We start from the raw sequence: 23798 nt of genomic DNA, 5'->3' as shown, positions 1-23798 counted from the left end.
CAAAACAGATGGCCTGGCTGGCTTGGTAAGGACTGCCTCCGGCTGCCAGCACTAAGGCTGCTGCGCTCATGGCAGAAGCTGAACCGACTTCAGCCTGACAGCCGCCTTCTGCTCCCGAAATGGAAGCGTTGTTGGCGATGACGAGTCCAAAGGCTCCGGCGGATAGTAAGAAATCGAGCTGTTGGCTCTCATCCAGATCTAACTTTTCAATGGCTGAGGTGAGGACAGCTGGCAGACAGCCGGCACTTCCTGCGGTAGGGGTGGCACAGACCAGCCCCATTTTAGCATTATGCTCATTGACGGCAATGGCGTTTTTAGCAGCAGTCAGAATGGTATAGTCTGACAGCGATTTTCCTGATTGAATATAGCGATGCAATTTAGCAGCGTCGCCACCGGTCAGTCCGCTGCGCGATTTACTTTCATCCAGGCCGAGTAGGACGGAGGCTTTCATGACTTCCAGATTTCGCGTCATCAGTCTCAGAACTTCGTCTCTTTCTCTGCCGGTCAGCTCATATTCAGTAGCAATCATCAGCTCGGCAACATTGCCCTGAAAATCTAAATCGGCCTGTTCTACTAATTCTTTGATGGAATAAAACATATGCGCTCCTCTTATTTAAAGAAATTGACATTATGCAGGTGTGGAATGTTTTGAATTTCTTTGATAGCCTCTTCGCAGTTGCGGCTGTCAACCTCAATAATCATAATAGCTTTTTCCCCTGCTTGTTCCCGAGTGACATTCATCTGAGCGATGTTAATATCGTAGCGGGAAAGGGCCTCGGTCACATGGGCAATCATTCCCGGTACGTCTTGATGAACAATGATAATAGTGGGCGTATTCATGCTGAGAGAAACAGAAAAGCCGTTAAGCTCGGTTACTTGGATATTGCCACCGCCGATAGAAACTCCAGTTACACTGATGGTTTTGCGGTCATTTTTGACGGTAATCTTGGTTGTATTCGGATGTGGGGCATTGCTGTCTTTTTGAATGGTCCAGACAATCTTGATACCGCGCTTGTGGGCAATTTCCAGACTATTGGGGATATCAGGGTCGTCTGTATCCATACCCAGAATGCCGGCCACCAGTGCTAAGTCAGTCCCATGTCCCCGGTAAGTCTTGGCGAAAGAATTAAACAGCTGAAATTCAACTTCAGTCGGCTCATCATTAAAAATGGAGGAAACAATTTTCCCAATACGAACAGCACCGGCTGTGTGACTGCTTGACGGTCCAATCATCACTGGTCCGATAATGTCAAAAACGGATTGAAATCTTAATGAACTCATAGCAACTCCTTCATCTTATCTTCTTAGTTTATTATAACAAAGTTAAGGGCTTTCTGCTGATTTTTAAGTTAGAAAAAGTATGATATGGGAAGCACAAGGGTTAAAGCTTTTTTGATTAGACTTATTCGGAAACCGTATGTTGAGTCAGTTGGCCTTAAGCGGCCGGCCTATAAGCAACCAAGTCCGCCCTATCATTGCTAAAGGAAAAGACCGAGGGTCTTTCCTTTGCCTCCTAAGTTTAGAAAAGCTAAATTTAGCTTGACCACAGCGACTGCTGCTTCTGTATCATCGCTTTCAAGAGAACATCACATGTTTTAGACAATCAAGCTGTTCTTTGCTCTCCAATGAAAGCAAAAAAATAGGAATCATTCGTTTCTGAACAGAACTGTTATTAAGTAAGAGCGGTTTTTTGCCTCATTTACTTAAAGCAGGCTTAAAACAAGTAAATACATGTCCTTCTTATTCTCTCCTACACACTGCTGTAATGTATTTAACCCAAGCAATAAAAATCTGTAATGATGAAAGCTTAAGATAGAAACATCACAGAAAAGGAGAATTCAATCATGAATGCACATTTAAAAAAGAAGAAACTGATAAAGGGCGGGCTGTTTAGTTTGGCAGCTGGCGCGGCCTTTCTGCTGCCGAATGCTGTCAGTGCAGACAGCTACACTGTAAAGTCCGGCGATACTCTTTCGGCTATTGCCAGCAGTCACCATACGACTGTTGATGCTATTGCTGCTAAGAATAAACTCAGCGATATCAATTTGATTGCAGTTGGGCAGGTCTTGGAGCTTGACTCGGCTGAAACAGCAGCAGCCCCTGCAGCAGAAACTCCGACAGCAACAGCGGCCTCTGAGATGGGAAGCAGTGCAGCAGATGCGAGTTCTGGTTTGAATGCCCAAGATGCCGAAGCCAAAGAATGGATTGCCCAAAAGGAATCCGGCGGAAGCTATACAGCACAGAATGGCCAATACTATGGGCGTTATCAGCTGACGATTACTTATTTGAACGGTGATTTATCTGAAGCAAATCAAGAAAAGGCAGCAAATGAATATGTGGTCAATCGTTATGGATCATGGACTGCTGCCAAGGATTTCTGGCTGGCAAACGGCTGGTATTAAAGAAAAGGAGGCGGTGGGACAGAACTAAATTTTTAAAAATTTAGTTCGTCGTCCCAGCCCCGCGAGGATGATTAGGAGCTTTTTGGAGTCTAAAAGACGAACAAAAAGTCCAATCAGCTACCGCGCCAAAAGTTTTTTACCAAAACAAAGCGAGACTGAAAGACTTTTGTCTCAGCCTCTTTTTGTTTGACAGTCCTGTAAACTATATTGACAGTTGATTGAGGGCAGCGACCTCTGCCAAAGAAAGACTGCTGCAGTTTTTATCTTTTAAATCCATACATTGTCAGCTTCGATTTGAGAGCGGGGCAGTTTCCTGCGTCTGACTGCCTGCTTTGATTTCAATTTTCATTGAGTAGGACAGGGGCAGGATTGTCTTTGTTTGTTCTTCATATTTTTTCGTGCTATAATAGACCTTGCTCAAGCGACCTTCAATCGTTGAAAGCACAGCACGACCTTCAATCGTGACATAACGAAAAGATGGGAGAACACAATGAGTGATAACTCTAAAACCCGTGTCGTTGTCGGCATGAGTGGCGGTGTGGATTCATCAGTAACCGCTCTGCTCTTAAAGGAGCAGGGGTATGATGTGATTGGCATCTTCATGAAAAACTGGGACGACACAGACGAATTTGGTGTCTGCACGGCGACCGAAGACTACAAAGATGTAGCAGCTGTTGCAGATCAGATTGGCATTCCTTACTACTCTGTCAACTTTGAAAAAGAGTATTGGAATCGCGTTTTTGAATACTTTTTGGCAGAATACCGGGCTGGACGCACCCCTAATCCAGACGTGATGTGTAATAAGGAGATAAAGTTTAAAGCATTCCTTGACTATGCCATGACTTTGGGTGCTGACTATGTGGCTACAGGCCACTATGCTCAGGTCAAGCGGGATGAGGACGGGACTGTTCACATGCTGCGGGGCCGTGACGAGAATAAAGACCAGACTTACTTTCTCAGTCAGCTGTCACAGGAGCAGCTGCAAAAAACGATGTTTCCATTGGGACATTTGGAGAAGCCAGAAGTGCGGGCTATTGCTGAGAAAGCCGGTCTGGCAACAGCTAAAAAGAAAGATTCGACAGGCATCTGCTTTATTGGAGAGAAAAATTTCAAGGAATTCCTCGGCCAGTATTTGCCAGCACAAACTGGAAGGATGATGACCTTAGATGGCCGAGATATGGGCCAGCACGCTGGACTGATGTATTATACGATAGGGCAGCGGGGCGGTCTTGGTATCGGGGGCCAGCATGGCGGTGACAACGAGCCTTGGTTTGTGGTTGGTAAAGATTTAAGTCAGAATATTCTCTATGTCGGCCAAGGTTTTTACCATGACAACCTGATGTCAACCAGCCTTGACGCCAGTCAGGTGCATTTTACAAGAGAAATGCCAGAAGAGTTTACAATGGAATGCACGGCTAAATTTCGCTACCGTCAGCCGGATTCTAAGGTGACAGTAATTGTCAAGGGTGACAAGGCTACTGTAAACTTTGAGCAGCCGCAGCGGGCTGTGACGCCTGGACAGGCAGTCGTCTTCTATGATGGTCAAGAATGCTTGGGTGGCGGATTGATTGACAGGGCCTATAAAGATGAGAAGCTGTTACAGTACATTTAGATTGACAATTTCTCTCAATCTGCTAGAATAGATTTAGCGATACCTATGATGGTCAAAGCTCATGGATGCTGCAGGCTTTTTGTCCTGCACTTCTCGTGACTTGGCCTTTTTTGGTGAAGAAAATGGAATACTATAAGGAAAGAATATGACACACAAGTTTACTGAACATTATGATATTATCGTCATTGGTGCCGGTCATGCGGGAGTGGAAGCATCCTTGGCTGCCAGCCGCATGGGCTGCAAGGTGCTGCTTGCGACCATTAATATTGAGATGCTGGCCTTTATGCCCTGCAATCCATCTATCGGCGGTTCTGCCAAGGGAATTGTTGTTCGGGAGGTGGATGCTCTGGGCGGCGAAATGGCTAAGAATATTGACAAGACTTATATTCAGATGAAGATGCTCAATACAGGCAAGGGACCGGCGGTTCGCGCTCTGCGGGCTCAGGCTGACAAGGAACTTTACTCCAAAGAAATGCGCAAGACAGTTGAAAATCAGGAAAATCTGACCCTGCGCCAAACCATGATTGATGAAATTTTGGTAGAGGACGGTCAGGTGGTTGGGGTTAAGACCGCAACACATCAGAAATATGCTGCTCAGGCTGTCATTGTCACAACGGGTACGGCTCTGCGAGGCGAAATTATCATCGGAGACCTCAAATATTCTTCTGGTCCCAACCACAGTCTGGCTTCGATTGCCTTGGCAGATAATTTACGTGATTTAGGCCTTGAAATCGGGCGTTTCAAGACAGGGACACCGCCTCGTGTAAAGGCATCGTCAATCAATTATGATGTGACAGAAATTCAGCCAGGCGATGAAAAAGCCAATCATTTTTCCTATACTTCTCGGGATGAAGATTACCTTAAAGATCAGGTTCCTTGCTGGCTGACTTACACCAATGCGGAAAGCCATGAGATTATCCAGAATAATCTTCATCGGGCTCCTATGTTTACAGGTGTTGTCAAGGGTGTGGGGCCGCGCTACTGCCCGTCTATTGAGGATAAGATTGTCCGCTTTGCCGATAAGGAGCGCCATCAGCTTTTCTTGGAGCCAGAAGGCCGCAATACAGAGGAAGTCTATGTACAGGGGCTGTCAACCAGCCTGCCGGAAGATGTGCAGAAGGACTTGGTTCATTCGATTAAGGGGTTGGAAAAGGCGGAGATGATGCGAACCGGCTATGCCATTGAGTATGACATGGTTCTGCCTCATCAGCTGCGGGCAACTTTGGAAACCAAGAAGATTTCCGGTCTTTTCACAGCTGGGCAGACCAATGGTACTTCAGGATATGAAGAAGCAGCTGGTCAGGGAATTATCGCAGGAATTAACGCGGCTTTGAAAATTCAAGGCAAGCCAGAGCTCATTCTCAAGCGCAGCGACGGCTATATCGGCGTTATGATCGATGATTTGGTGACCAAGGGAACAGTTGAGCCTTACCGTCTCTTGACCAGTCGGGCTGAGTACCGCCTGATTCTCCGTCATGATAATGCAGATATGCGTCTGACAGAGATGGGACGGGCCATTGGCTTGGTAGATGATGAGCGCTGGAACCGTTTTGAAGTGAAGAAAAATCAATTTGACAATGAGATGAAACGATTGGATACAATCAAGCTGAAACCAATCAAGGAAACCAATGCTAAGGTGGAAGCACTTGGCTTTAAGCCTCTGACAGATGCGGTGACGGCCAAGGAATTCCTGCGCCGGCCGGAAGTTTCCTATCAGGATGTAGTTGCTTTTATCGGTCCAGCAGCAGAGGATTTGGATGAGAAAGTCATTGAGCTGATAGAGACGGAAATCAAGTATGAAGGGTATATCTCTAAGGCTCTGGATCAGGTGGATAAGATGAAGCGAATGGAAGAAAAACGGATTCCCGCCAATATTGACTGGGATGACATTGATTCCATTGCGACAGAAGCCCGTCAGAAGTTTAAGAAAATCAATCCAGAAACCATTGGCCAGGCAAGCCGAATCTCTGGTGTCAATCCGGCTGATATTTCTATTCTTATGGTTTACTTAGAAGGCAGGACGAGGAGCATTTCCAAAAAGCAATGAGCATTGCAAAGTGAGAAGGTACAGGAAGTGACATTCCTGACCTTTTTCTTTGTTTACAGGTTTGTAAAGTTATTATAAGTTTTAACAAGGTACTGAATCCTATTGTTAAGCGAATTTGGCTTTTATTTATATTTATATGTTTGCTTTCTTTTTACAAAACTGTAAAGTATTTGCGGTAGTGGAAGTAGGGGATTCAGGCTGGCTTTTTTAAAAAAACAGCAGCGGATGCAGCCATAGAAGTGACAGGGTTTGCGAGGTCGTTTTCAGAGTAGGAGGAATTCGCTTTTTTCTGGGATTTATGGTAAAATGGCGGAATAAGAGGTCTATGATGAAAAAATTTCGTTTTGCCCCTATTCATTTACTGATGGCGGGCGTCATTTCTTTTATAATATTGGTTATCTGTCTGCGCCTGTTCGGTGATAGTTTTGCCATGCTGGCAGCTCTCTTTGTTGTGCTCGCCCTTCTGGTTCTGTTTTTTATCCAGCAGCAGAAAGTGTCTGAGCTGGATGAGATTGAGCAGATCCATTATGTCAATCATCAGGCGGAAGGGAGTCTGGCTTCTCTGCTGGATAAGATGCCGGTCGGTGTGATCAAGATCAGCGAGGAAAACGGAGATGTAGAATGGTTTAATCCTTATGCAGAGCTGATTTTCACAACGGAAGATGGAGATTTTGATGCTGACTTACTGCAGAATATCATGCAGACAGCTTATTCAGATACTGGCCATTATGCGACTGTCGGGGACAAGAAATACTCTGTTTATTTGGATCAGGCTTCGGGTGTCTTTTACTTTTTTGATGCGTCCAATGAATACGAGGCAACGGTCGGTCTGGTGACTACGCGGCCGGTCATCGGCATCATCTCGGTGGATAACTACGATGATCTGGAAGATGTGGTGTCAGATACGGACATCAGCCATATCAACAGTTTTGTGGCTAATTTTGTGGCTGAATTTGCAGAGCAGTTTCGGATGTTTTACCGCCGGGTCGGCATGGATCGCTTCTATCTCTTTACGGACTATACGGTTTTGGACCAGCTCATGGAAAATAAGTTTTCGATTATCGATCAATTCCGGAAAGAGGCACAAAACCGGGAGCTGCCCCTGACGCTCAGCATGGGCTTTTCCTATGGTGACGGCAATCATGACGAAATCGGGAAAACGGCCCTTCTCAATCTCAACCTAGCTGAAGTACGCGGCGGCGACCAAGCCGTTGTCAGAGAAAACGATGAAGCAAAGAATCCAGTCTATTTTGGCGGGGGAACAGCTGCATCGGTCAAACGCACGCGCACCCGAACCCGGGCTATGATGACGGCTATTTCTGATAAGATTAAAAGTGTTGATCAGGTCTTTGTGGTCGGCCATAGAAATCTGGATATGGATGCATTGGGAGCTTCGCTGGGCATGCAGCTCTTTGCCAGCAATATAATTGATCAGGCTTATGTCGTCTATGATCCTGCACAGATGGCGGCGGATATTGAGCGGGCCGTTCATAAGCTGGAGTCGGAAGGTGCTGATTACTTACTGCCCCTGCAGACAGCAGCCAGTATGGTGACCAGCCGCTCGCTTCTGATCATGGTGGATCATTCTAAGACGGCTCTGACCCTATCCAAAGAATTCTTTGATCAGTTCAGTCAGACCATAGTTGTTGACCACCATCGCCGGGATGAGGATTTTCCGGAAAATGCGGTTATTGCCTATATCGAAAGCGGCGCCAGCAGTGCCAGCGAATTGGTAACGGAGCTGATTCAGTTCCAGAATTCTAAAAAAAACCGCCTCAGCAAAATGCAGGCCAGCATTCTTATGGCGGGAATTATGCTGGACACCAAGGGCTTCTCGGCCCGCGTGACCAGCCGGACCTTTGATGTAGCTAGCTATCTGCGGACCCGCGGCAGCGACAGCGTGGTGATTCAGGATATTTCAGCGACTAATTTTGAAGAATACCGAGCCGTCAATGAGCTGATTTTAAACGGCAGGAAGATTCTGCCTAATGTCATTGTGGCAGCGGGGCCTGAGGAAAATACCTACGACACGGTTGTTATCAGCAAGGCAGCAGATACCATGCTGTCCATGTCGGGGATTGAAGCAACATTTGTGGTCAGCCGAAACACCAAGGGCTATGTGTCCATTTCAGCGCGCAGCCGCAGCAAGATTAATGTGCAGCGGATTATGGAAAAACTAGGCGGAGGCGGTCACTTTAACTTAGCAGCGGCTCAGATTGAAGGGCATTCGGTTGCTGAGGTTGTTCAGACGCTGAATCAGGAAATTATGGACCAAGTCATCAAAGATGAAGTAATGATAGATGAGGAGAAAAAACATGAAAGTCATTTTTTTAGCAGATGTTAAAGGCAAGGGCAAAAAAGGAGAAATCAAGGAAGTACCGACTGGCTATGCCCAGAATTTCCTGATTAAGAAGAAACTGGCCAAGGAAGCTACAGCGCAGGCGGTCGGTGAGCTGCGAGGCAAGCAGAAATCCGAAGAAAAGGCGCATGCTGAACTGGTGGCCGAAGCTAAAATCATTCAGGCTAAGCTGGAAGCAGAAGCAACGCTGGTCGAATTTACAGAAAAAGTCGGACCAGACGGCCGGACCTTCGGTTCTATCACCAGCAAGAAGATTTCTGAAGAGCTGCAAAAGCAATTTGGGATTAAGATTGACAAACGCAATATCAAGCTGGATTCACCGATTCGCTCGCTTGGTTTAATTGATGTCCCTGTAAAGATTTATCAGGATGTGAGCGGTGTTATTAACTTGCGGGTCAAGGAAGGCTGAGGCTGACTGTGAAGGAAGGAACGATCTATGGCAGAGATTGATGAACTGCGAGCCCAGCCTCAGGATATTTTGGCAGAACAGTCTGTTTTGGGGGCTATTTTCATTGATGAAAGCAAGTTAGTCTTTGTTCGTGAGTATATCGAACCGGCGGACTTTTTTAAGTATGCCAACCGTCTGATTTTTAAGGCCATGATTGATTTGGCTGATCGAGGGGATGCCATCGATGCAACAACGGTCCGCAATATTTTGGACAGCCAGAGCGATTTGCAGAATATCGGCGGCCTCAGCTACTTGGTTGAGGTTGTGAATTCTGTACCGACCTCTGCCAATGCGGAATACTATGCCAAAATCGTTGCGGAGAAGGCTATTCTGCGCCGTCTGATTTCACGTCTGACTGAGTCAATCAACCAGGCTTATGATGGTGACCGGCTGTCTGAAGAGATCATTGCAGGTGCGGAGAAGGCTCTGATTGATGTCAGTGAAACAGCTAACCGCAGCGGGTTTAAGAATATCCGGGATATTTTAAATCTGAACTTTGGCAATCTGGAGGCGCGTTCCCAGCAGACATCGGATATTACGGGAATTGCGACCGGCTACCGGGAACTAGATAAGATGACGACGGGGCTTCATGAGGAAGAGCTGATTATTTTGGCGGCCCGTCCGGCTGTCGGAAAGACAGCTTTTGCCCTCAATATCGCCCAAAATATCGGGACCAAACTGGATAAAACCGTTGCCATCTTCTCTCTGGAAATGGGAGCGGAGAGCTTGGTAGACCGGATGCTGGCTTCGGAAGGGGTGATTAACTCTCACTCTATCCGAACGGGTCAGCTGACGGATGAAGAATGGCAGAAATACACGATTGCAACGGCCAATCTGGCCAATGCCAGCATTTACATTGATGATACGCCGGGGATTCGGATTACGGAGATTCGTTCGCGGGCCCGCAAGCTGGCTCAGGAGACCGGAAATCTGGGGCTGGTTTTGATTGACTATCTGCAGCTCATCACTGGTACCGGCCGGGAAAACCGCCAGCAGGAGGTTTCGGAAATTTCCCGTCAGCTGAAAATTTTGGCCAAGGAGCTGAAAGTCCCAGTGATTGCCCTCAGTCAGCTGTCGCGGGGTGTAGAGCAGCGGCAGGACAAGCGGCCGGTGCTGTCAGATATTCGGGAGTCGGGATCCATTGAGCAGGATGCGGATATTGTCGCCTTTCTCTACCGGGATGATTACTATGACCGGGCCGGTGAGGAGGAAGAAGGCATTCCCAATAATAAGGTGGAAGTGATTATTGAGAAGAACCGGAGCGGTGCGCGTGGTACGGTGGAGCTGATTTTCCAGAAAGAGTACAATAAGTTTTCAAGTATTTCTAAAAGAGAGGAAGGATAAAGATGAGTGATGCATTTACAGATGTAGCAAAGATGAAAAAAATCAAAGAGGACATCAAAGCCCATGAGGGGCAGGTTGTTGAGATGACCTTAGAAAACGGCCGTAAACGGCAGAAAAGCAAGCAAGGCCGGCTGATTGAGGTTTATCCGTCTTTGTTTATCGTTGAGTATTCCAATGACGGCGGCCAGCCGGGTGAAATCAGCAACTCCTATGTGGAGTCCTACACTTATTCTGACATTTTAACGGAGAAAAATTTAATCCGTTATTTTGACGAAGACTAAAAAAGTTCCAGAATTTCTTTTTCTGGGATTTTTTCTTACCAGCGTTCGGAAATGAATCGCCCCTCTCTTTTTTTGCAGTAGATTTGTTCAGAAACGTTGCCTTGAATCAGTTTGCCTTAAGCGGCCGGCATGTCAGACTCTTCGAACCTCCCTTTAAACCATAGCAGCGTCTTCTTGCGCTGCAGTCCGGGAGAATTAAGGACATGTGGGGTTATAGTAGAACGAGTATCACTGCTCAAGGAAAGCAAGAGAGAAGTGCCATTCATTTCCGAACAGGTTTGCTCTGAAAATGGTATAATAGACTTAATCGGAAACGAATGCTTACTCTTACTTTTGCTTTCCTTGAATAGTGAGAAACAGAGGACAAAATCGTCTCTTATAGTCTTTTGGTTTGCTTTTAGTAGCGAAACTGTCTGGGGGACAGTTTCAGCCTATCGCTTTGAAATCCGAACGTGACTAATGAAGACAGGTACAGACTAAGAAGATTGAGGGAAAAGATGGGAGGCAGCCATGATTAAAAATTTGGTGTTTGATTTAGGAAATGTGCTGATTGAGTGGAATCCTACCAAAATTTTGACTTATTTTGCGGCAGATGAGGAGGACCGTGAAAGAGTCAGGGAAGCAGTCTTTGACTCGGGGCTTTGGGCCAGGACCGACAGCGGGGAGCTGAGTCTGGAGGAGGCCAGCCGGACAGCCTCTGCTTTGCTTCCGCCGGAGCTAGCCTCTGCCGTCCAAAATATCTTTTATCACTGGTATGAGGTGGTAGCTGTCTATCAGGATCTGCAGAAGAAGATTGAGGCTTGGTCTCAGCAGGGCTATCGAATTTACATCCTCTCTACTACCTGCGAGATTTTTTACCACATTGAAAAAGCGGGGCTCCTGCCCATCTATCCCCTCCTGTCGGGTTATATCCTGTCTTCTGAGGTGGGGGCTGTCAAGCCTGACAGGGAGATCTATCTGGAGCTTTTAGAAAAATATCATCTCCAGGCTGAGGAATGTGTCTTTATTGATGATATTGAGGCCAATCTGGAGGCAGCGGCGGATTTGGGCTTTGCAACTATCCTAGCCAAGAGCGAGGCGGAGAATATTTGGTCTTTGGAAGCGCTGCTGGCCGTCCAAGGAGAATTCCAAAGCTCAGATAAAAGTTCTGACCTTGACTTTTTGCCATGATTGCGCTATCATAAAGACAATTCAATAGGGGAGTCTGTGTACAGTCTGAGAGGAAGTGTAAGCTTCGACCGCACCTGATCTGGGTAATGCCAGCGTAGGAATTCAGCAAGATGTCAGCTTTTTTGTGCACCCTTTCCCGATTGGAAAGGGTGTTTTTAGTACGACAGGCTGCCGTGCATCTGATACTCAATGAAAATCAGCTTTCATCCTCTTCGGAAATCAAAACCAATCGTCGTCCGTTTTGCTTTGTTCTGGCAAAAAACTTTTGATGCGGCGGATAAAATTTCTGTAAGGAAGTGTCATCTTAGATTTTCAAATGTAAAAACGAAACTAAATGTCAATAAGTACAAGGAGGTAAGGAAATGCGTGCTAGTATTGCTTTACAGATACTGCCTTTAGGAGCTCAGGAAAACCGTTTGGCGGTTATTGAGGAAGTGATTGATTTTCTGCAAAAGCAGCCAGTTAAACAGCTTGTAACGCCTTTTGAGACGGTTCTGGAGGGAGAGTGGGAAGAGTTGTTCCCCCTTTTGCAGCAGGCGGTGGAGATTGCTGGGGCTCAGGCAGATACTGTCTTTGCCAATGTAAAAATTAATTACGGAGAGATTTTGTCCATTGATGAAAAACTTGAAAAATATACTGCGGCAGCAGATTAGTTTATTGGGCATGCTGGGCATTTTGGTCCTTTGGCAGCTGGCGGGTTTGCTGCATCTGCTGCCTAAGTTTATTTTGCCGACGCCGCTGGAAATCCTGCAGGCCTTTGTCCGCGATGCGGGGCTCCTTGCCTTTCACAGCTGGGCGACCTTAAAAGTGGCGCTGCTGGGTTTGGTTTTAGGAGTCGTTCTTGCCTGTCTGCTGGCGCTGCTCATGGACAGCCTGCTCTGGCTCAATGATTTGATTTATCCCATGATGGTGGTGGTACAGACCATTCCGACCATTGCCTTGGCGCCCATTTTGGTCCTTTGGCTGGGCTATGGGATTCTGCCTAAAATTGTTCTCATTATCCTGACGGTGACGTTTCCGATTATCGTCAGCATTCTGGACGGTTTCAGGCACTGCGACCGGGATATTTTGACCCTTTTTGAGCTGATGCAGGCCAATCGCTGGCAGCTGCTTTGGCATTTTAAAATCCCGGCTTCCCTGTCTTACTTTTATGCCGGCCTGCGGGTCAGTGTCTCCTATGCCTTTGTTACAACGGTCGTTTCCGAATGGCTGGGCGGTTTTGAGGGACTGGGAGTCTATATGATTCAGTCAAAAAAGCTCTTTCAGTACGACACCATGTTTGCCATTATTATCTTGGTCTCGGCAATCAGCCTTCTGGGTATGAAGCTGGTGGATGTCAGTGAAAAATATGTGATGAAATGGAAGTAGGAGCTCTGCTCAGCTATTTTACAAAAAAGAAAAGAGGTTCATAATGAAAAAAATGTATCAATGCTTACTGGCAGGCTTAGCTGCCTTAGCTATCCTAGGCTTAGCTGCTTGCAGTCAGAGTCAGTCAGGGTCAGAGTCTGCCGGCAAGGATAAAAAGATTGATTTTATCTTAGACTGGTCGCCCAATACCAACCATACGGGCCTGTATGTGGCCAAGGAAAAAGGCTATTTCAAGGATGCAGGGGTTGATGTGGATATTAAGCTGCCGCCTGAGGACAGCACGTCTGACCTGATTATCAACGGCAAGGCGCCTTTTGGTATTTATTTTCAGGACTCAATGGCCAAGAAATTGGACAAGGGGGCAGAGATTACAGCTGTAGCGGCTATTGTCGAGCACAATACTTCGGGGATTATTTCTAAAAAATCCGCCGGCATTACCGAGCCTAAGGACTTGGTCGGCAGGAAATACGGAACCTGGAACGATCCCGTGGAGTTGGGGATGCTCAAGACCTTGGTGGAGAGTCAGGGTGCGGACTTTGAAAAGGTGGAAAAGGTGCCTAATAATGACTCCAACTCCATTACACCGATTGAGAATGGCCTCTTTGATGCGGCCTGGATTTACCATGGATGGGACGGCATTATGGCTCAGTCTCAGGGCATGGAGACCAATTTTTTCTACATGAAGGACTATGTCAAGGAATTTGACTACTATTCACCAGTCATTATCGCGAACAATGATTACCTGAAGAAGAATCCTGAGGAAGCTAAAAAGGTGCTGCAGGCTATCAAAAAGGGCTACCAGTATGCCATGGAGCATCCGGAAGAAGCGGCTGATATGCTGATAAAGAATGCACCGGAGCTGCAAAGCAAGCGGGATTTTGTCATCGAATCGCAGCAATACCTGTCCCAGCAGTATGCATCTGATAAGGACAAGTGGGGGCAGTTTGAGGCCGGGCGCTGGAATGCCTTTTACAGCTGGGCCAAGGACCAGGGAATAGTCGAAAATGACCTGAGCAACAAAGGATTTAGCAACGATTTTATAAAAGAATGACAGAAATTAAACTTGAAAAGGTAAGCTATGCTTACGAGGAGCAGCAGATTTTAAAGGATATCAGTCTGGAGGTCCAAACTGGTCAGGTGGTGGCTATTTTAGGCCCCAGCGGTGTGGGAAAGACGACACTTTTCAATCTGATTGCCGGGATTTTGCCTCTGCAGTCTGGCAGAATCATGTTAGACGGCGAGGACAATCCCAAGGGCCGGGTCAGCTATATGCTGCAAAAAGACCTGCTTTTGGAGCATAAGACTGTTCTGGGCAATGTCATGCTGCCCCTCCTGATTAAAAAGGCAGCCAAGAAAGAAGCGGTTGAGCGGGCGGAGGCTATTCTGCGGGAATTTGGCCTTTATGAAGTGGCGAATCAGTATCCGCATGAGCTGAGCGGGGGCATGCGCCAGCGCGTGGCCCTGCTGCGGACCTATCTGTTTGGCCACAAGCTTTTCCTGCTGGATGAGGCCTTCAGCGCGCTGGATGAGCTGACCAAGATGGAACTGCATGCTTGGTATCTGGATATTCACTGCAAGCTGGGCCTGACCACCCTCCTCATCACCCACAGTATCGAGGAGGCGCTGGCTCTCAGCGACCGCATCTATATTCTGAAAAACCGGCCCGGCCAGCTGGTGGCGGAGCTGCAGCTGGACTGGTCTGGCCAGAAAGACAAGGAGCTGAAGAAACTGGCCTATAAGCAGGAAATTTTGAGGATTTTGGGGGTTAAATCTTAGAACCTGCCTGAATAAATCATCTCACTGTATTAACATCTCTGTTAGCGCCACTCGGCCTTACAGAATCTAAAAATACATCTGCTTTTCCTGTGAAATACTGTCTGGATTGGCACTAGCATACTCCTCAATCTGTCCAACTGATCTTTATGCCTATAGATTCTTAGAATGAATCGATAGGAATGTTGATTTTTAAAAATTTTTATACTAAAATGGCGGTGTCAACAATTTTCAAAGTTGGAAGGAGAAGCAAATGGACAAAGTTCCTAATCAGATTGATTATATAGAATTTCCTTATCCTGACAAGGAGTTGTTCCGTCAAGGAAGAGATTTCTATCGGCAGGTTTTTGGCTGGCAGTATCAGGAATGGGGGCCGGAATATCTGGATACGGCTGACAGCGGCGTTTCCAGCGGTCTGGCTGTCGATTCTGCACGGCTGCAGACTCCTTTAATCGTCCTCTATACAGACCATATCGAGCAGGCGATGACAAGGGTCTTGGAAGCTGGCGGAGAGATTAGTCAGCCCTTGTTTGACTTTCCTGGCGGCCGTCGTTTTCATTTCAAAGACCCGGCTGGCCATGAACTGGCTTTTTGGTCGGAATAACCCATCAAATCAAGCTTGGCAGCTTGGTTTTTTGCAAAAACTGAGACGCATACTTTTCTTTTCTGCCTCTTTACATTCTGCCTTTTTCGTGGTACAATAGCTTTTGTGTGAAATAACAGCAGTTCAAAATGAAGCTCGTCAACAGAAGGTCAGCTATAAGAGTAACCTTTGCTGTTTGGGCGAAGACCTCCTGCACGAATCAGGTTTGAATAAGAGTTATTTCCTCAAATATCATTTATTTAGAGGAGGACATTTTTATGTCTCGTTATACAGGACCATCTTGGAAACAAGCCCGTCGTTTGGGTCTTTCTCTTACCGGTACAGGTAAAGAATTGGCTCGCCGCAACTATGTACCTGGTCAGCATGGACCAAACAACCGCAGCAAATTGTCAGAATACGGTTTGCAGTTGGCTGAAAAACAAAAACTTCGTTTCACTTACGGTGTAGGTGAAAAGCAATTCCGTAACTTGTTCGTGCAAGCTACTAAAATCAAAGAAGGCATCCTTGGTTTCAACTTCATGCTTCTCTTGGAACGCCGCTTGGATAACGTTGTGTACCGTCTGGGTCTTGCGACTACCCGTCGTCAGGCGCGTCAGTTCGTAAACCACGGTCACATCCTTGTTGATGGTAAGCGCGTAGATATCCCATCTTACCGCGTGACGCCAGGTCAAGTGATTTCTGTTCGTGAAAAATCACTGAAAGTACCTGCCATCCTTGAAGCGGTTGAAGCAACTCTGGGACGTCCAGCTTTCGTATCATTCGATGCTGAAAAGCTGGAAGGTTCATTGACTCGCCTGCCAGAACGCGACGAAATCAACCCAGAAATCAATGAAGCACTTGTCGTTGAATTCTACAACAAAATGCTGTAAGATAAGACTTTATATTGTAAGAAGCCTGCAACAGTGGGCTTTTTTCTTTGCCTTGAAAAGCTTATTTTTTTGAAAATTAAAGTTGAAACTGAGAGTTTTTGCCCAGCCTCTATGAAGCTGTATTGCTTTCTCTTGTCATTTTTGATTTTCATTGAACAGGACTGTCACTGTTCCTCATTTTTAAAAGTGTCATTTGAGGGTGAAAAAATGACAGTTGGGGGCAAGTGAAGATTTTTCCAGCAGGATATACTAGAATAAAGAGGTCAAGATTGATTCTTATACTAGACTTGTTTGTGGGTGAGGGTGCAGTTATCATGAGAGTCTGCCCCAGCCTCCTTGCCTCGCTTTTGAATTTGCAGTCTCGGGCTGTTGAAGCGGCCTGATTTGAAGAGGTTTTTGAAGAGCAGGGGAACTGATTCTTTCCTTATGCTTATCCTCAAACTACAAAATGTTAAAAAATTATGCTAAAATAGATTTATTATAGCAAGTCATCTCAGTAATCTGCAGCAGAAAGAGGATGACGGTATTGCTATTGCAGCCCAGCCGGCCCTTTTTTGCATCGGCGGGTAAGGCAAGCCAAGCTTGCAGCAACCGTATCAGTATGGAAGACTTTGAGCAAAGCGAGTGAACATCATGTAGGTTTGAAATAAATGGAGCATGAAAAATTGCTGTTTCAGCTTCATCATCCAAAGTTTGCCAAAACAGCTTACCCTAGTTATCTGAGCTTTTCAAGGGGGATGATGTTTCAAAATATGGGCAGAGCGCATAGAATCACTTGCTTTTTCAGGTGAAGGCCAGTCCCAGGCTGATAGAAACAGCAGGGCTGCTGGAGCGACAGGATGTGCAGTATAAGGAGAAGAAGAATGAAAATTACAATTTTAGAGGATAGTGCGGTTCACCGGGTGCGTCTGGAAACGGCTATCCGGAAGGGTATGGCTGAGTTAGGAGTGGCTGCCCGTATCCTGGCAACAGGAAAAATCATGGAATTCGAGGCTTCTTTAGGCAGGGATACCTCTCATCATCTCTATTTTTTGGACTTGGATATTCAGGGAGAGCGCAACAAGGGATTTGAGGTAGCTCAGCTGATTCGCAGGTACAATCCGCATGCTATTATTGTTTTTATGACGGATGTGCCAGAAGTCTCCCCTCTGGCCTTTCAATACCATGTGTCTGCTTTGGATTTTATTGACAAGGACGGAGCGGACTATGATAAGAGAGTCAAGGAGTGTCTGGAGTACACGGCAAGGCAGCTGCGTATTATTGATCAAAAGGGTGGGAGCAGTCTCCTCTGACAGGATGGTATCGTCAATTCGTTTGTTTTTTATTACTTTGTTAGCTCGCTGCCCTATCGTCCTATATTTTAAGCGATAGGCTGAAACTGTCCTCCGGACTGTTCCGCTATTAAAAGCAAACTAAAGACTATATCGGCTGTTACAGTGTGTAAAGTTTTTTTACAGATTTTTTCAGGCACTTTCGTCTAAATGGTGTATAATGGGGTCAAGAGTCAAAGGGAGTCTGATAGCGTCATTTCGTTAATCTTTTATTACTTTGTTAGCTGAAACAGTCCCAGAGGGCAGTTTCACTACTAAAAGACTATACGGTGTCTTATAAAAGACAAAAGACACCTCCCTCTGCGGGCGATGGCGCAGCCATCATGGGGCCTGTCCCATCGCCTATTTGTGCCAATAAAAGGAAAGGAGCAGACATGAAGGTTCTTGTTACTGGTGCGACAGGCTTTTTGGGGAAATATGTTATTGAAGAACTGGTCGAGCAGGGCTATGAAGTAAGGGCCTTTGGCCGCAATCAGAAGGCAGGTCAGGCTCTGCAGGGACCCTCAGTGGAATTCTTTGCTGGTGACTTTAGTCAGGAAGAAGATATTTTTGCCGCCTGTGAGGGTGTTGATGCTGTTGTTCATGCGGGGGCTCTTTCCACTATTTGGGGTCCTTGGGAGCAGTTTTACCGTGCCAATGTGCTGGGAACTAAGCGGGTTTTAGAAGCCTGCAGGCATTTTGGCATCAAGCGTCTGGTTTACATCTCTTCTCCCAGTATTTATGCGGCGGCGCGGGATCAGCTGGATATCAAGGAAACGGATGCGCCCAAGGAAAATGAACTGAATTTTTACATCAAGAGCAAACTGCAGGCTGAGCGTGTCATTGCTCAATACCCTCAGGTGCCGTCGGTTATTCTGCGTCCCCGCGGCCTCTTTGGTATTGGGGACACCAGTATTTTTCCGAGGGTGCTGCGACTGAGCCAACAATTTGCGATCCCCCTCATCAAGAACGGGCAGCAGCTGATGGATATGACCTGTGTAGAAAATGCAGCCTTGGCGGTGCGTCTGGCCTTGGAAATGCCTCAAGCACATGGGCAGGTTTACAACATTACCAACGGTGAGCCCCATAGCTTTAAGGATTTGCTGGACCAAGCCTTGGAAGGTTTACAGGTGCGTAAACGCTATGTAAAGCTGCCGGCTGGTTTGCTGGCCTTCTTAGCACAGAGTTTTGAAAGCATCTACCGTTTTTTCCGGATTAAAAAAGAGCCTCCACTGACCCTTTACACCTACTATTTGATGCGCTACAGCCAAACGCTGGACATCTCAGCAGCTGTAAGGGATTTAGGCTATCGGCCGCGCTTGACAATCAGCGAAGGAATTGCGAAATATGTCCAAAATTATCGAAACAATTGATTATTTTGCTGCTGGCAGCTGCAGCAGCCATTTACAGAGGATGTTCAAGGGAGTCCCTAAGAAAAAAATCAGCTTCCCGGCCGGTGTTTTTCTGCTTAAACACCGCAGCAAAGGCTATATTTTATACGATACTGGCTATTCCCCAGCTATTCAGAAGCCTTCTTTGAAATATTGGTGCTATGGCTTGGCGACGCCTGTCACTATGAAAAGCGGGGATCGGATTGATCTCCTGCTGCAGGAAAATGGACTGGTGCCTGATGATATTTCCTATATCATCCTGTCACACCTGCATCCTGACCACCTCGGAGGGGCTGCCTTCTTTCCCAAAGCTCGCTTTATCCTCACCCAGGCGGTTTTTGACCGTTATCAGAAGAGGCGCCTCAAAGATTTGATTTTCAGGGAATTTCTGCCGGCAGATTTTGACAGCCGCTTGGAGGTAGTGGAGCCCCAGCAGGTGGAGGCCGCTTTTCTCTACCGCAAGACCGTTGACTTATTTGGCGATGGCAGTATTTATCTGGCTTCGGTAGATGGACACGCAGCTGGTCAGGGCTGCCTCTTTCTGCCGGAGTACAACCTTTTTATTGCTGCGGATCTGTGTTGGGGCGTGGACTTGCTGCCCTATACAGAGCAGATGCGCCTTTTGCCGTCTTTGGTGCAGGACAGCAAGCAGGACTATCTGGCCGGTGTTGCTTTGCTCCGAAGGCTTTTGGCAGACAATCACCAGGTTCTGGTCAGCCACGATCCGACAGAGAGGGTAAAGGAAGTCTTACATGCAAGCAGGAACTTTTCTGAAAACTTTTATTGAGATGCGCTGGCTGCGCCGCTTTGACAGCCGGCAGGCTCTGGAGGCTTATCAGACCAGGCAGCTGGCAGCTTATAGGGCCTTTCTGCAGGAAAAATCTCCTTATTTCAGGCAGGGGATTCCGGCAGATTTCCGCATGGATAAGGCGCTGATGATGCGGCATTTCAATCAGCTAAATACGGTGGGAATGGACCGGGATGAAGCTTTGGAGCTGGCTCTGGAGAGCGAACGAACGCGTGATTTCAGTCCTATGAAAGGGGAAATCGCTGTCGGCTTATCCTCTGGGACTTCGGGGCACCGGGGCCTCTTTATCACCAGTGAGCAGGAGCGCAGTATGTGGGCTGCTGCTGTTTTAGCTAAAATGCTGCCGCCGGGAAAACTCTTAGGCCATAGGATTGCTTTTTTTCTGCGGGCCGATAACGCTCTTTATCAGACGGTCCATTCGGCCCTTATCCGTCTGCAGTATTTTGATACCTTTCAGGCTGCTGAGCAGCATCTGGAGCTTCTCAATGCCTATCAGCCAAGCATATTGGTGGCGCCGGCTTCCATGCTGCTGGAGCTGGCCAAGCTGCGGCAGTCCGGCAGGTTAAACATCGCTCCGCAGAAGGTCATATCAGTAGCTGAGATTTTGGAGGAGGCAGATCGGCAGGCCATGGAGGCTGCTTTTGAGCTGGACAGAATCGATCAGATCTATCAGGCGACAGAAGGTTTTCTGGCTTGCAGCTGTGCCTGCGGTCAGCTTCATCTCAATGAGGACATTGTCTTTGTAGAGAAGAACTATCTGGATGAAGGCCGTTTTTATCCTCTGATTACCGATTTTAAACGCCGCTCGCAGCCTATCTATCGTTATGAGCTGAATGATATTTTAGTGGAAAATCCTGACCCCTGTCCCTGCGGTTCAGTTTTCACTCGGATTGACAGGATTGAGGGCCGGTCGGATGATATCTTTGTCTTTGAAAATGCTGCTGGAGAGCCTGTAGAGGTTTTTCCGGACTTTATCCGGCGCTGCCTGCTCTTTGTGGATGGCATCGGAGAATATCAGGCCGCTCAGCTCAGCAGCCGGCAGCTGGTGATTGCGATTGAACACCGCAGCCGGGAGAGGGAGGCTGCTCTGACTCGGCAATTCCAGCAATTAGCGGCAGATAAGGATTTTCTTGCTCCTCAGCTGATTTTTAAGGACTACCAGCGGGACCGCAGCCGCAAATTAAAAAGAATCTGCCGGATTTGAAACGGAGATTGTTTGGGTCGGGCCCCTCGCCTGACAGAAAGGAAAGAAGATGACAGCAGTAAAAAATCATATTAAGATTGTTGGCTACGGCACGCAGCTGCCGCGCAACACAGTGACTTTTAAGGATCAGACCCGTTACCGAGTGACCGAAGGCGAAGAAACCCAGCTGGACTTGGCGGCGAAGGCTATTGAAAAGGCTTTGAAACATGCCGGACTGACTATTGCAGACATTGACTGTCTTGTATCGGCCAGTGCAGTCGGGGTTCAGCCCATTCCTTGTACGGCAGCTCTGATTCATGAGCTGGTGGCGAAGGGGCTGTCTATTCCGGCTATGGACATCAATACAACCTGTACCAGCTTTATTTCTGCTCTGAGCCTGATGTCGCATTTGCTGGAAGCCGGTGAGTACAGGCGTATCCTCATCGTTTCCAGCGAGGTCGGCAGTCTCGGTCTTAATCCTCAGCAGAAAGAGAGTTTTGAATTATTCAGCGACGGTGCGGCAGCCTTGATTTTTGAAGCAACGCAGGAAGAAAGAGGCGTCATTGCCAGCCTGCAGCGGACTTGGTCTGAGGGTGCGCACGATACAGAGATTCGCGGCGGTCTGACTTCTTTTCACCCCAAGGAATATTCAGACAGCACTAAGAGCCACTATATGTTTGATATGAACGGCAGAAAAATTCTGCTGCTGTCTGCAAGGAAGATTCCGGAAATGTTTGAGGAATTTAAGACCAAGAGCGGTCTCAGTGCAGCAGAGTTTGACTACATCATCCCTCATCAGGCCAGCCGGGCGCTGCCCATGATTATGCACAGTCTGGGGATTCCTGATCATCAGTATCTTGACTTGGTAAAGGACTATGGCAATATGGTTTCCGTCGCTGTGCCTTTTGCTCTCTGCTATGCTTTGGAGCGCGGCTTGGTCAAGGAAGGAGATACCATCGCTCTTATGGGAACGGCAGCCGGTATGACGGTCAATATGCTGGCCATGAAGCTGTAATCCCTGGAAGGACGGACTAAGCGAAGGCAGTATCGTCCGTAACTCCAGTACAAGCTGAGGCTGCCTACCGCTGTCTTTTATCGTCATTTAGTTTGTTTTTATTCGATTGTTAGCTTGGCTTGCTCTGACAGTCTGGAGGACCTGATACTTGAAAGCGGTGGGAGCCTGTCCCAGCCTCACTCTTCTGGACTTAACGAAAATTGGGAACTGCGTTTCCTTTACTCACAACTTCCCACAGTCCGGGGCTCTGTTGAAGCTAAAGTCCGCCATCACACGAGAATAAAGATATGAATCGGTATAAGATGCAAAAGTATCCGCTGGCCGCTCTAAAAAGGACAGGCAAGAAAAAAAGAAGCTGGGACAACAGCACCCAACTTCGTATTTTTCTATTGTTTGACTGCCAGAAGCAGTGGCTGGGAAAGCTTCTGTTGACTTTGGTCAACCAGCATCTTCCCTGCACAGCTCATCAGGCACTTTTATACTCTCCGAAAATCTCTTCAAGCTTCGTCAGCGTCGCCTTGCCGTACCCCAGTACAGCCTGCGGCCCGTTGCCTAGTCCTAAAGACAAACTAAAAGACTTGCTGACGACATCAAAGACTCGGTCTGATTGATTTTATACGGTATCTTCCCAAAGATACATCCCTCTGCGGGTGAGGGCGCAGCCATCATGGGGGTCGTCCCACTCTATTTGTTTAAATCATTTTCAAAAGAAAGTCGGCTATTTGTTCGGGACTTTCTTTTTTTCCTCTGGCAATCCATATCTGACAGACGCCGAAAAAAGCGTTGGTCAGGTAGACCGTGCTGTATTCTTTTTCAAACTGGCTGTAAATCCGGCTGCTGAAGCGGTCCTGCAGGTCCTCAGCCAGCATGACCTGAAGCTTGTGGCGCAGAAAATTCTGGATTTCCTTGGTGCCGTTTTCCGTCAAAAGAGCTGCCAGAAGCGGTTCCAGCTGCAAAAATTTAAAGACTTCAATAATAGCTGTCTTGATATTTTCCTGATGGTGGCTGAAAATGTACTCCAACTGATGAAAAAGCCCCTGCTGGTAGCGCTCAATCATGTCGTACTTATCCTTGTAGTGCGTATAAAAACTGCTGCGGCTGATACCGGCAGCCTGTGCCAGCTGCACAGTGGTGATGTGGTCAAAAGACTCCTGCTTCAGCAGCTGGACCATGGCATTTTCGATAATGGCCTTGGTCTTCTGGCGCTTATTACTTTCAAACATAATCCTTCTCCTTTTTACTACATTCTCTCCCATTGCGGCAAATGAGGCGTCTGCCTGACTCGCTGCTGTTAGAATGATTGTCTCCTGCTTCTATTATATCAAATTTTTAGGAAAATCGTACCAGAAGAAACTCTTAAAAAGGCAGAAAATTTAACAGCGGCCCTCAGCAGAGAAGATTTTTTCAGACTTGCCCCGTTTTGGCTGATGGTTTCAGCTGTATCGGGTCTTGGAAAAGCAGTTTGCCAGCTGGTCCTGCTCTTTCTATTTTCAATCCATATGGGCTTATCTTTCGCGCGTTCCGACAGTTCGGGTTTGTTTAAAATAGAAAGGGCAGGTGTTGACGGTGTGCAGGTTTTCTGTTTTTTTATCGGACAGTCCGTCAGTTCGTTTTCCTTTTACCTCCAGACCATCTCCCTAATAAAAGCAAACTACGGGGGTGCGATAGACAGAAAATACAGACTAAGAGCCTGGCAGAGACTGTTTTTACAAGTCTTTTTAATTGTTCAGGAAAATTTCCTGTTTTGTTTTCTTTAAGTTTTCTTTAGCTTTCTTTTAAGTTTTCATCCGTAAAATGACTGTAGATTTAAGAAA

At 47.0% G+C, this 23798-nt stretch carries 23 protein-coding genes and 1 riboswitch; of the genes, 20 read left to right on the top strand and 3 right to left on the bottom strand.

Translation table 11 applies throughout. The annotated features are described in order from the left end of the window. The coding region (locus tag STRDD11_RS03085) for an L-serine ammonia-lyase, iron-sulfur-dependent, subunit alpha (RefSeq protein ID WP_128835376.1) at nt 1-598 on the bottom strand (598 nt) is incomplete at its 3' end. Nucleotides 599-609: 11 nt separating this feature from the next. Then, nucleotides 610-1281 carry an L-serine ammonia-lyase, iron-sulfur-dependent subunit beta gene (gene sdaAB, locus STRDD11_RS03080; RefSeq protein ID WP_128835216.1) on the bottom strand — a complete coding sequence of 224 codons (672 nt, stop codon included), beginning with the start codon at nt 1279-1281 and terminating at the stop codon, nt 610-612. Nucleotides 1282-1844: 563 nt separating this feature from the next. Between sdaAB and STRDD11_RS03075 the strand changes: the two genes are divergently transcribed. The 20 genes from STRDD11_RS03075 to STRDD11_RS02975 all read left to right on the top strand — a co-directional run bounded on the left by STRDD11_RS03075 (nt 1845) and on the right by STRDD11_RS02975 (nt 22595). Then, a complete protein-coding gene (locus tag STRDD11_RS03075) occupies nt 1845-2402 on the top strand; it encodes an aggregation-promoting factor (RefSeq protein ID WP_128835214.1) in 558 nt (185 codons plus the stop codon). Between the two features lie 466 nt (nt 2403-2868). Further along, on the top strand, nt 2869-4014 hold the full coding sequence (gene mnmA, locus STRDD11_RS03070) for a tRNA 2-thiouridine(34) synthase MnmA (RefSeq protein WP_277592697.1): 1146 nt from the start codon (nt 2869-2871) through the stop codon (nt 4012-4014). Nucleotides 4015-4159: 145 nt separating this feature from the next. After that, nucleotides 4160-6061, top strand: a complete 1902-nt coding sequence (mnmG, locus tag STRDD11_RS03065) for a tRNA uridine-5-carboxymethylaminomethyl(34) synthesis enzyme MnmG (protein ID WP_128835210.1) — start codon at nt 4160-4162, stop codon at nt 6059-6061. A 298-nt stretch (nt 6062-6359) separates the two neighbouring features. After that, a complete protein-coding gene (locus STRDD11_RS03060) occupies nt 6360-8405 on the top strand; it encodes a DHH family phosphoesterase (protein WP_128835208.1) in 2046 nt (681 codons plus the stop codon). Next, nucleotides 8377-8829, top strand: coding sequence for a 50S ribosomal protein L9 (rplI, locus tag STRDD11_RS03055; protein ID WP_128835206.1), 453 nt, complete (start codon nt 8377-8379; stop codon nt 8827-8829). Before STRDD11_RS03060 ends, rplI begins: the two co-directional genes overlap by 29 nt. A 27-nt stretch (nt 8830-8856) precedes the next feature. Further along, nucleotides 8857-10212: a replicative DNA helicase gene (dnaB, locus tag STRDD11_RS03050; protein WP_128835204.1), complete on the top strand. Its 1356-nt coding sequence runs from the start codon at nt 8857-8859 to the stop codon at nt 10210-10212. A gap of 2 nt (nt 10213-10214) precedes the next feature. Continuing rightward, nucleotides 10215-10493: a Veg family protein gene (locus tag STRDD11_RS03045; RefSeq protein WP_128835202.1), complete on the top strand. Its 279-nt coding sequence runs from the start codon at nt 10215-10217 to the stop codon at nt 10491-10493. Nucleotides 10494-11003: 510 nt separating this feature from the next. Next, nucleotides 11004-11663, top strand: coding sequence for an HAD family hydrolase (locus tag STRDD11_RS03040; protein ID WP_128835200.1), 660 nt, complete (start codon nt 11004-11006; stop codon nt 11661-11663). A 16-nt stretch (nt 11664-11679) separates the two neighbouring features. Next, nucleotides 11680-11780, top strand: a riboswitch (TPP riboswitch). A gap of 245 nt (nt 11781-12025) precedes the next feature. Further along, complete coding sequence (locus STRDD11_RS03035; protein ID WP_128835198.1) at nt 12026-12316, top strand: thiamine-binding protein; 291 nt, start codon at nt 12026-12028, stop codon at nt 12314-12316. Further along, complete coding sequence (locus tag STRDD11_RS03030; protein ID WP_128835196.1) at nt 12279-13031, top strand: ABC transporter permease; 753 nt, start codon at nt 12279-12281, stop codon at nt 13029-13031. The genes STRDD11_RS03035 and STRDD11_RS03030 overlap by 38 nt, the downstream gene beginning before the upstream one ends. A gap of 43 nt (nt 13032-13074) precedes the next feature. Next, complete coding sequence (locus STRDD11_RS03025; RefSeq protein ID WP_164828348.1) at nt 13075-14082, top strand: ABC transporter substrate-binding protein; 1008 nt, start codon at nt 13075-13077, stop codon at nt 14080-14082. Beyond that, nucleotides 14079-14807 (top strand): ABC transporter ATP-binding protein, encoded by a 729-nt coding sequence (locus tag STRDD11_RS03020; protein WP_128835192.1) that lies wholly within the window; start codon nt 14079-14081, stop codon nt 14805-14807. Before STRDD11_RS03025 ends, STRDD11_RS03020 begins: the two co-directional genes overlap by 4 nt. 250 nt (nt 14808-15057) lie before the next feature. Beyond that, nucleotides 15058-15408: a VOC family protein gene (locus STRDD11_RS03015; RefSeq protein ID WP_128835190.1), complete on the top strand. Its 351-nt coding sequence runs from the start codon at nt 15058-15060 to the stop codon at nt 15406-15408. Nucleotides 15409-15665: 257 nt separating this feature from the next. Further along, nucleotides 15666-16277 carry a 30S ribosomal protein S4 gene (gene rpsD / locus STRDD11_RS03005; RefSeq protein WP_008810013.1) on the top strand — a complete coding sequence of 204 codons (612 nt, stop codon included), beginning with the start codon at nt 15666-15668 and terminating at the stop codon, nt 16275-16277. Between the two features lie 863 nt (nt 16278-17140). Then, nucleotides 17141-17569 (top strand): response regulator, encoded by a 429-nt coding sequence (locus tag STRDD11_RS03000; protein ID WP_164828347.1) that lies wholly within the window; start codon nt 17141-17143, stop codon nt 17567-17569. A gap of 413 nt (nt 17570-17982) precedes the next feature. After that, the gene (locus STRDD11_RS02995) at nt 17983-18960 is read left to right on the top strand and encodes an NAD-dependent epimerase/dehydratase family protein (protein WP_164828346.1); all 978 of its coding nucleotides are present in this window, start codon (nt 17983-17985) and stop codon (nt 18958-18960) included. Continuing rightward, complete coding sequence (locus STRDD11_RS02990; RefSeq protein ID WP_128835184.1) at nt 18935-19765, top strand: MBL fold metallo-hydrolase; 831 nt, start codon at nt 18935-18937, stop codon at nt 19763-19765. The genes STRDD11_RS02995 and STRDD11_RS02990 overlap by 26 nt, the downstream gene beginning before the upstream one ends. Then, nucleotides 19731-20990 carry a F390 synthetase-related protein gene (locus STRDD11_RS02985; protein ID WP_128835182.1) on the top strand — a complete coding sequence of 420 codons (1260 nt, stop codon included), beginning with the start codon at nt 19731-19733 and terminating at the stop codon, nt 20988-20990. The genes STRDD11_RS02990 and STRDD11_RS02985 overlap by 35 nt, the downstream gene beginning before the upstream one ends. 49 nt (nt 20991-21039) lie before the next feature. Beyond that, on the top strand, nt 21040-21984 hold the full coding sequence (locus tag STRDD11_RS02980) for a 3-oxoacyl-[acyl-carrier-protein] synthase III C-terminal domain-containing protein (RefSeq protein ID WP_128835180.1): 945 nt from the start codon (nt 21040-21042) through the stop codon (nt 21982-21984). Nucleotides 21985-22271: 287 nt separating this feature from the next. After that, entirely contained in the window at nt 22272-22595 is a 324-nt protein-coding gene (locus tag STRDD11_RS02975; protein WP_128835178.1) for a hypothetical protein, read from the top strand. Nucleotides 22596-22676: 81 nt separating this feature from the next. On the opposite strand, the gene STRDD11_RS02970 is transcribed toward STRDD11_RS02975, so the two are convergent. After that, nucleotides 22677-23207, bottom strand: a complete 531-nt coding sequence (locus STRDD11_RS02970; RefSeq protein ID WP_128835176.1) for a TetR/AcrR family transcriptional regulator — start codon at nt 23205-23207, stop codon at nt 22677-22679. Nucleotides 23208-23798: the final 591 nt, after the last annotated feature.

Origin of the sequence: Streptococcus sp. DD11 (assembly GCF_001578865.1) — a bacterium.
GTDB classification, from domain to species: Bacteria; Bacillota; Bacilli; order Lactobacillales; family Streptococcaceae; genus Streptococcus; species Streptococcus panodentis.
This window is presented reverse-complemented; position numbering and strand designations above follow the sequence as displayed.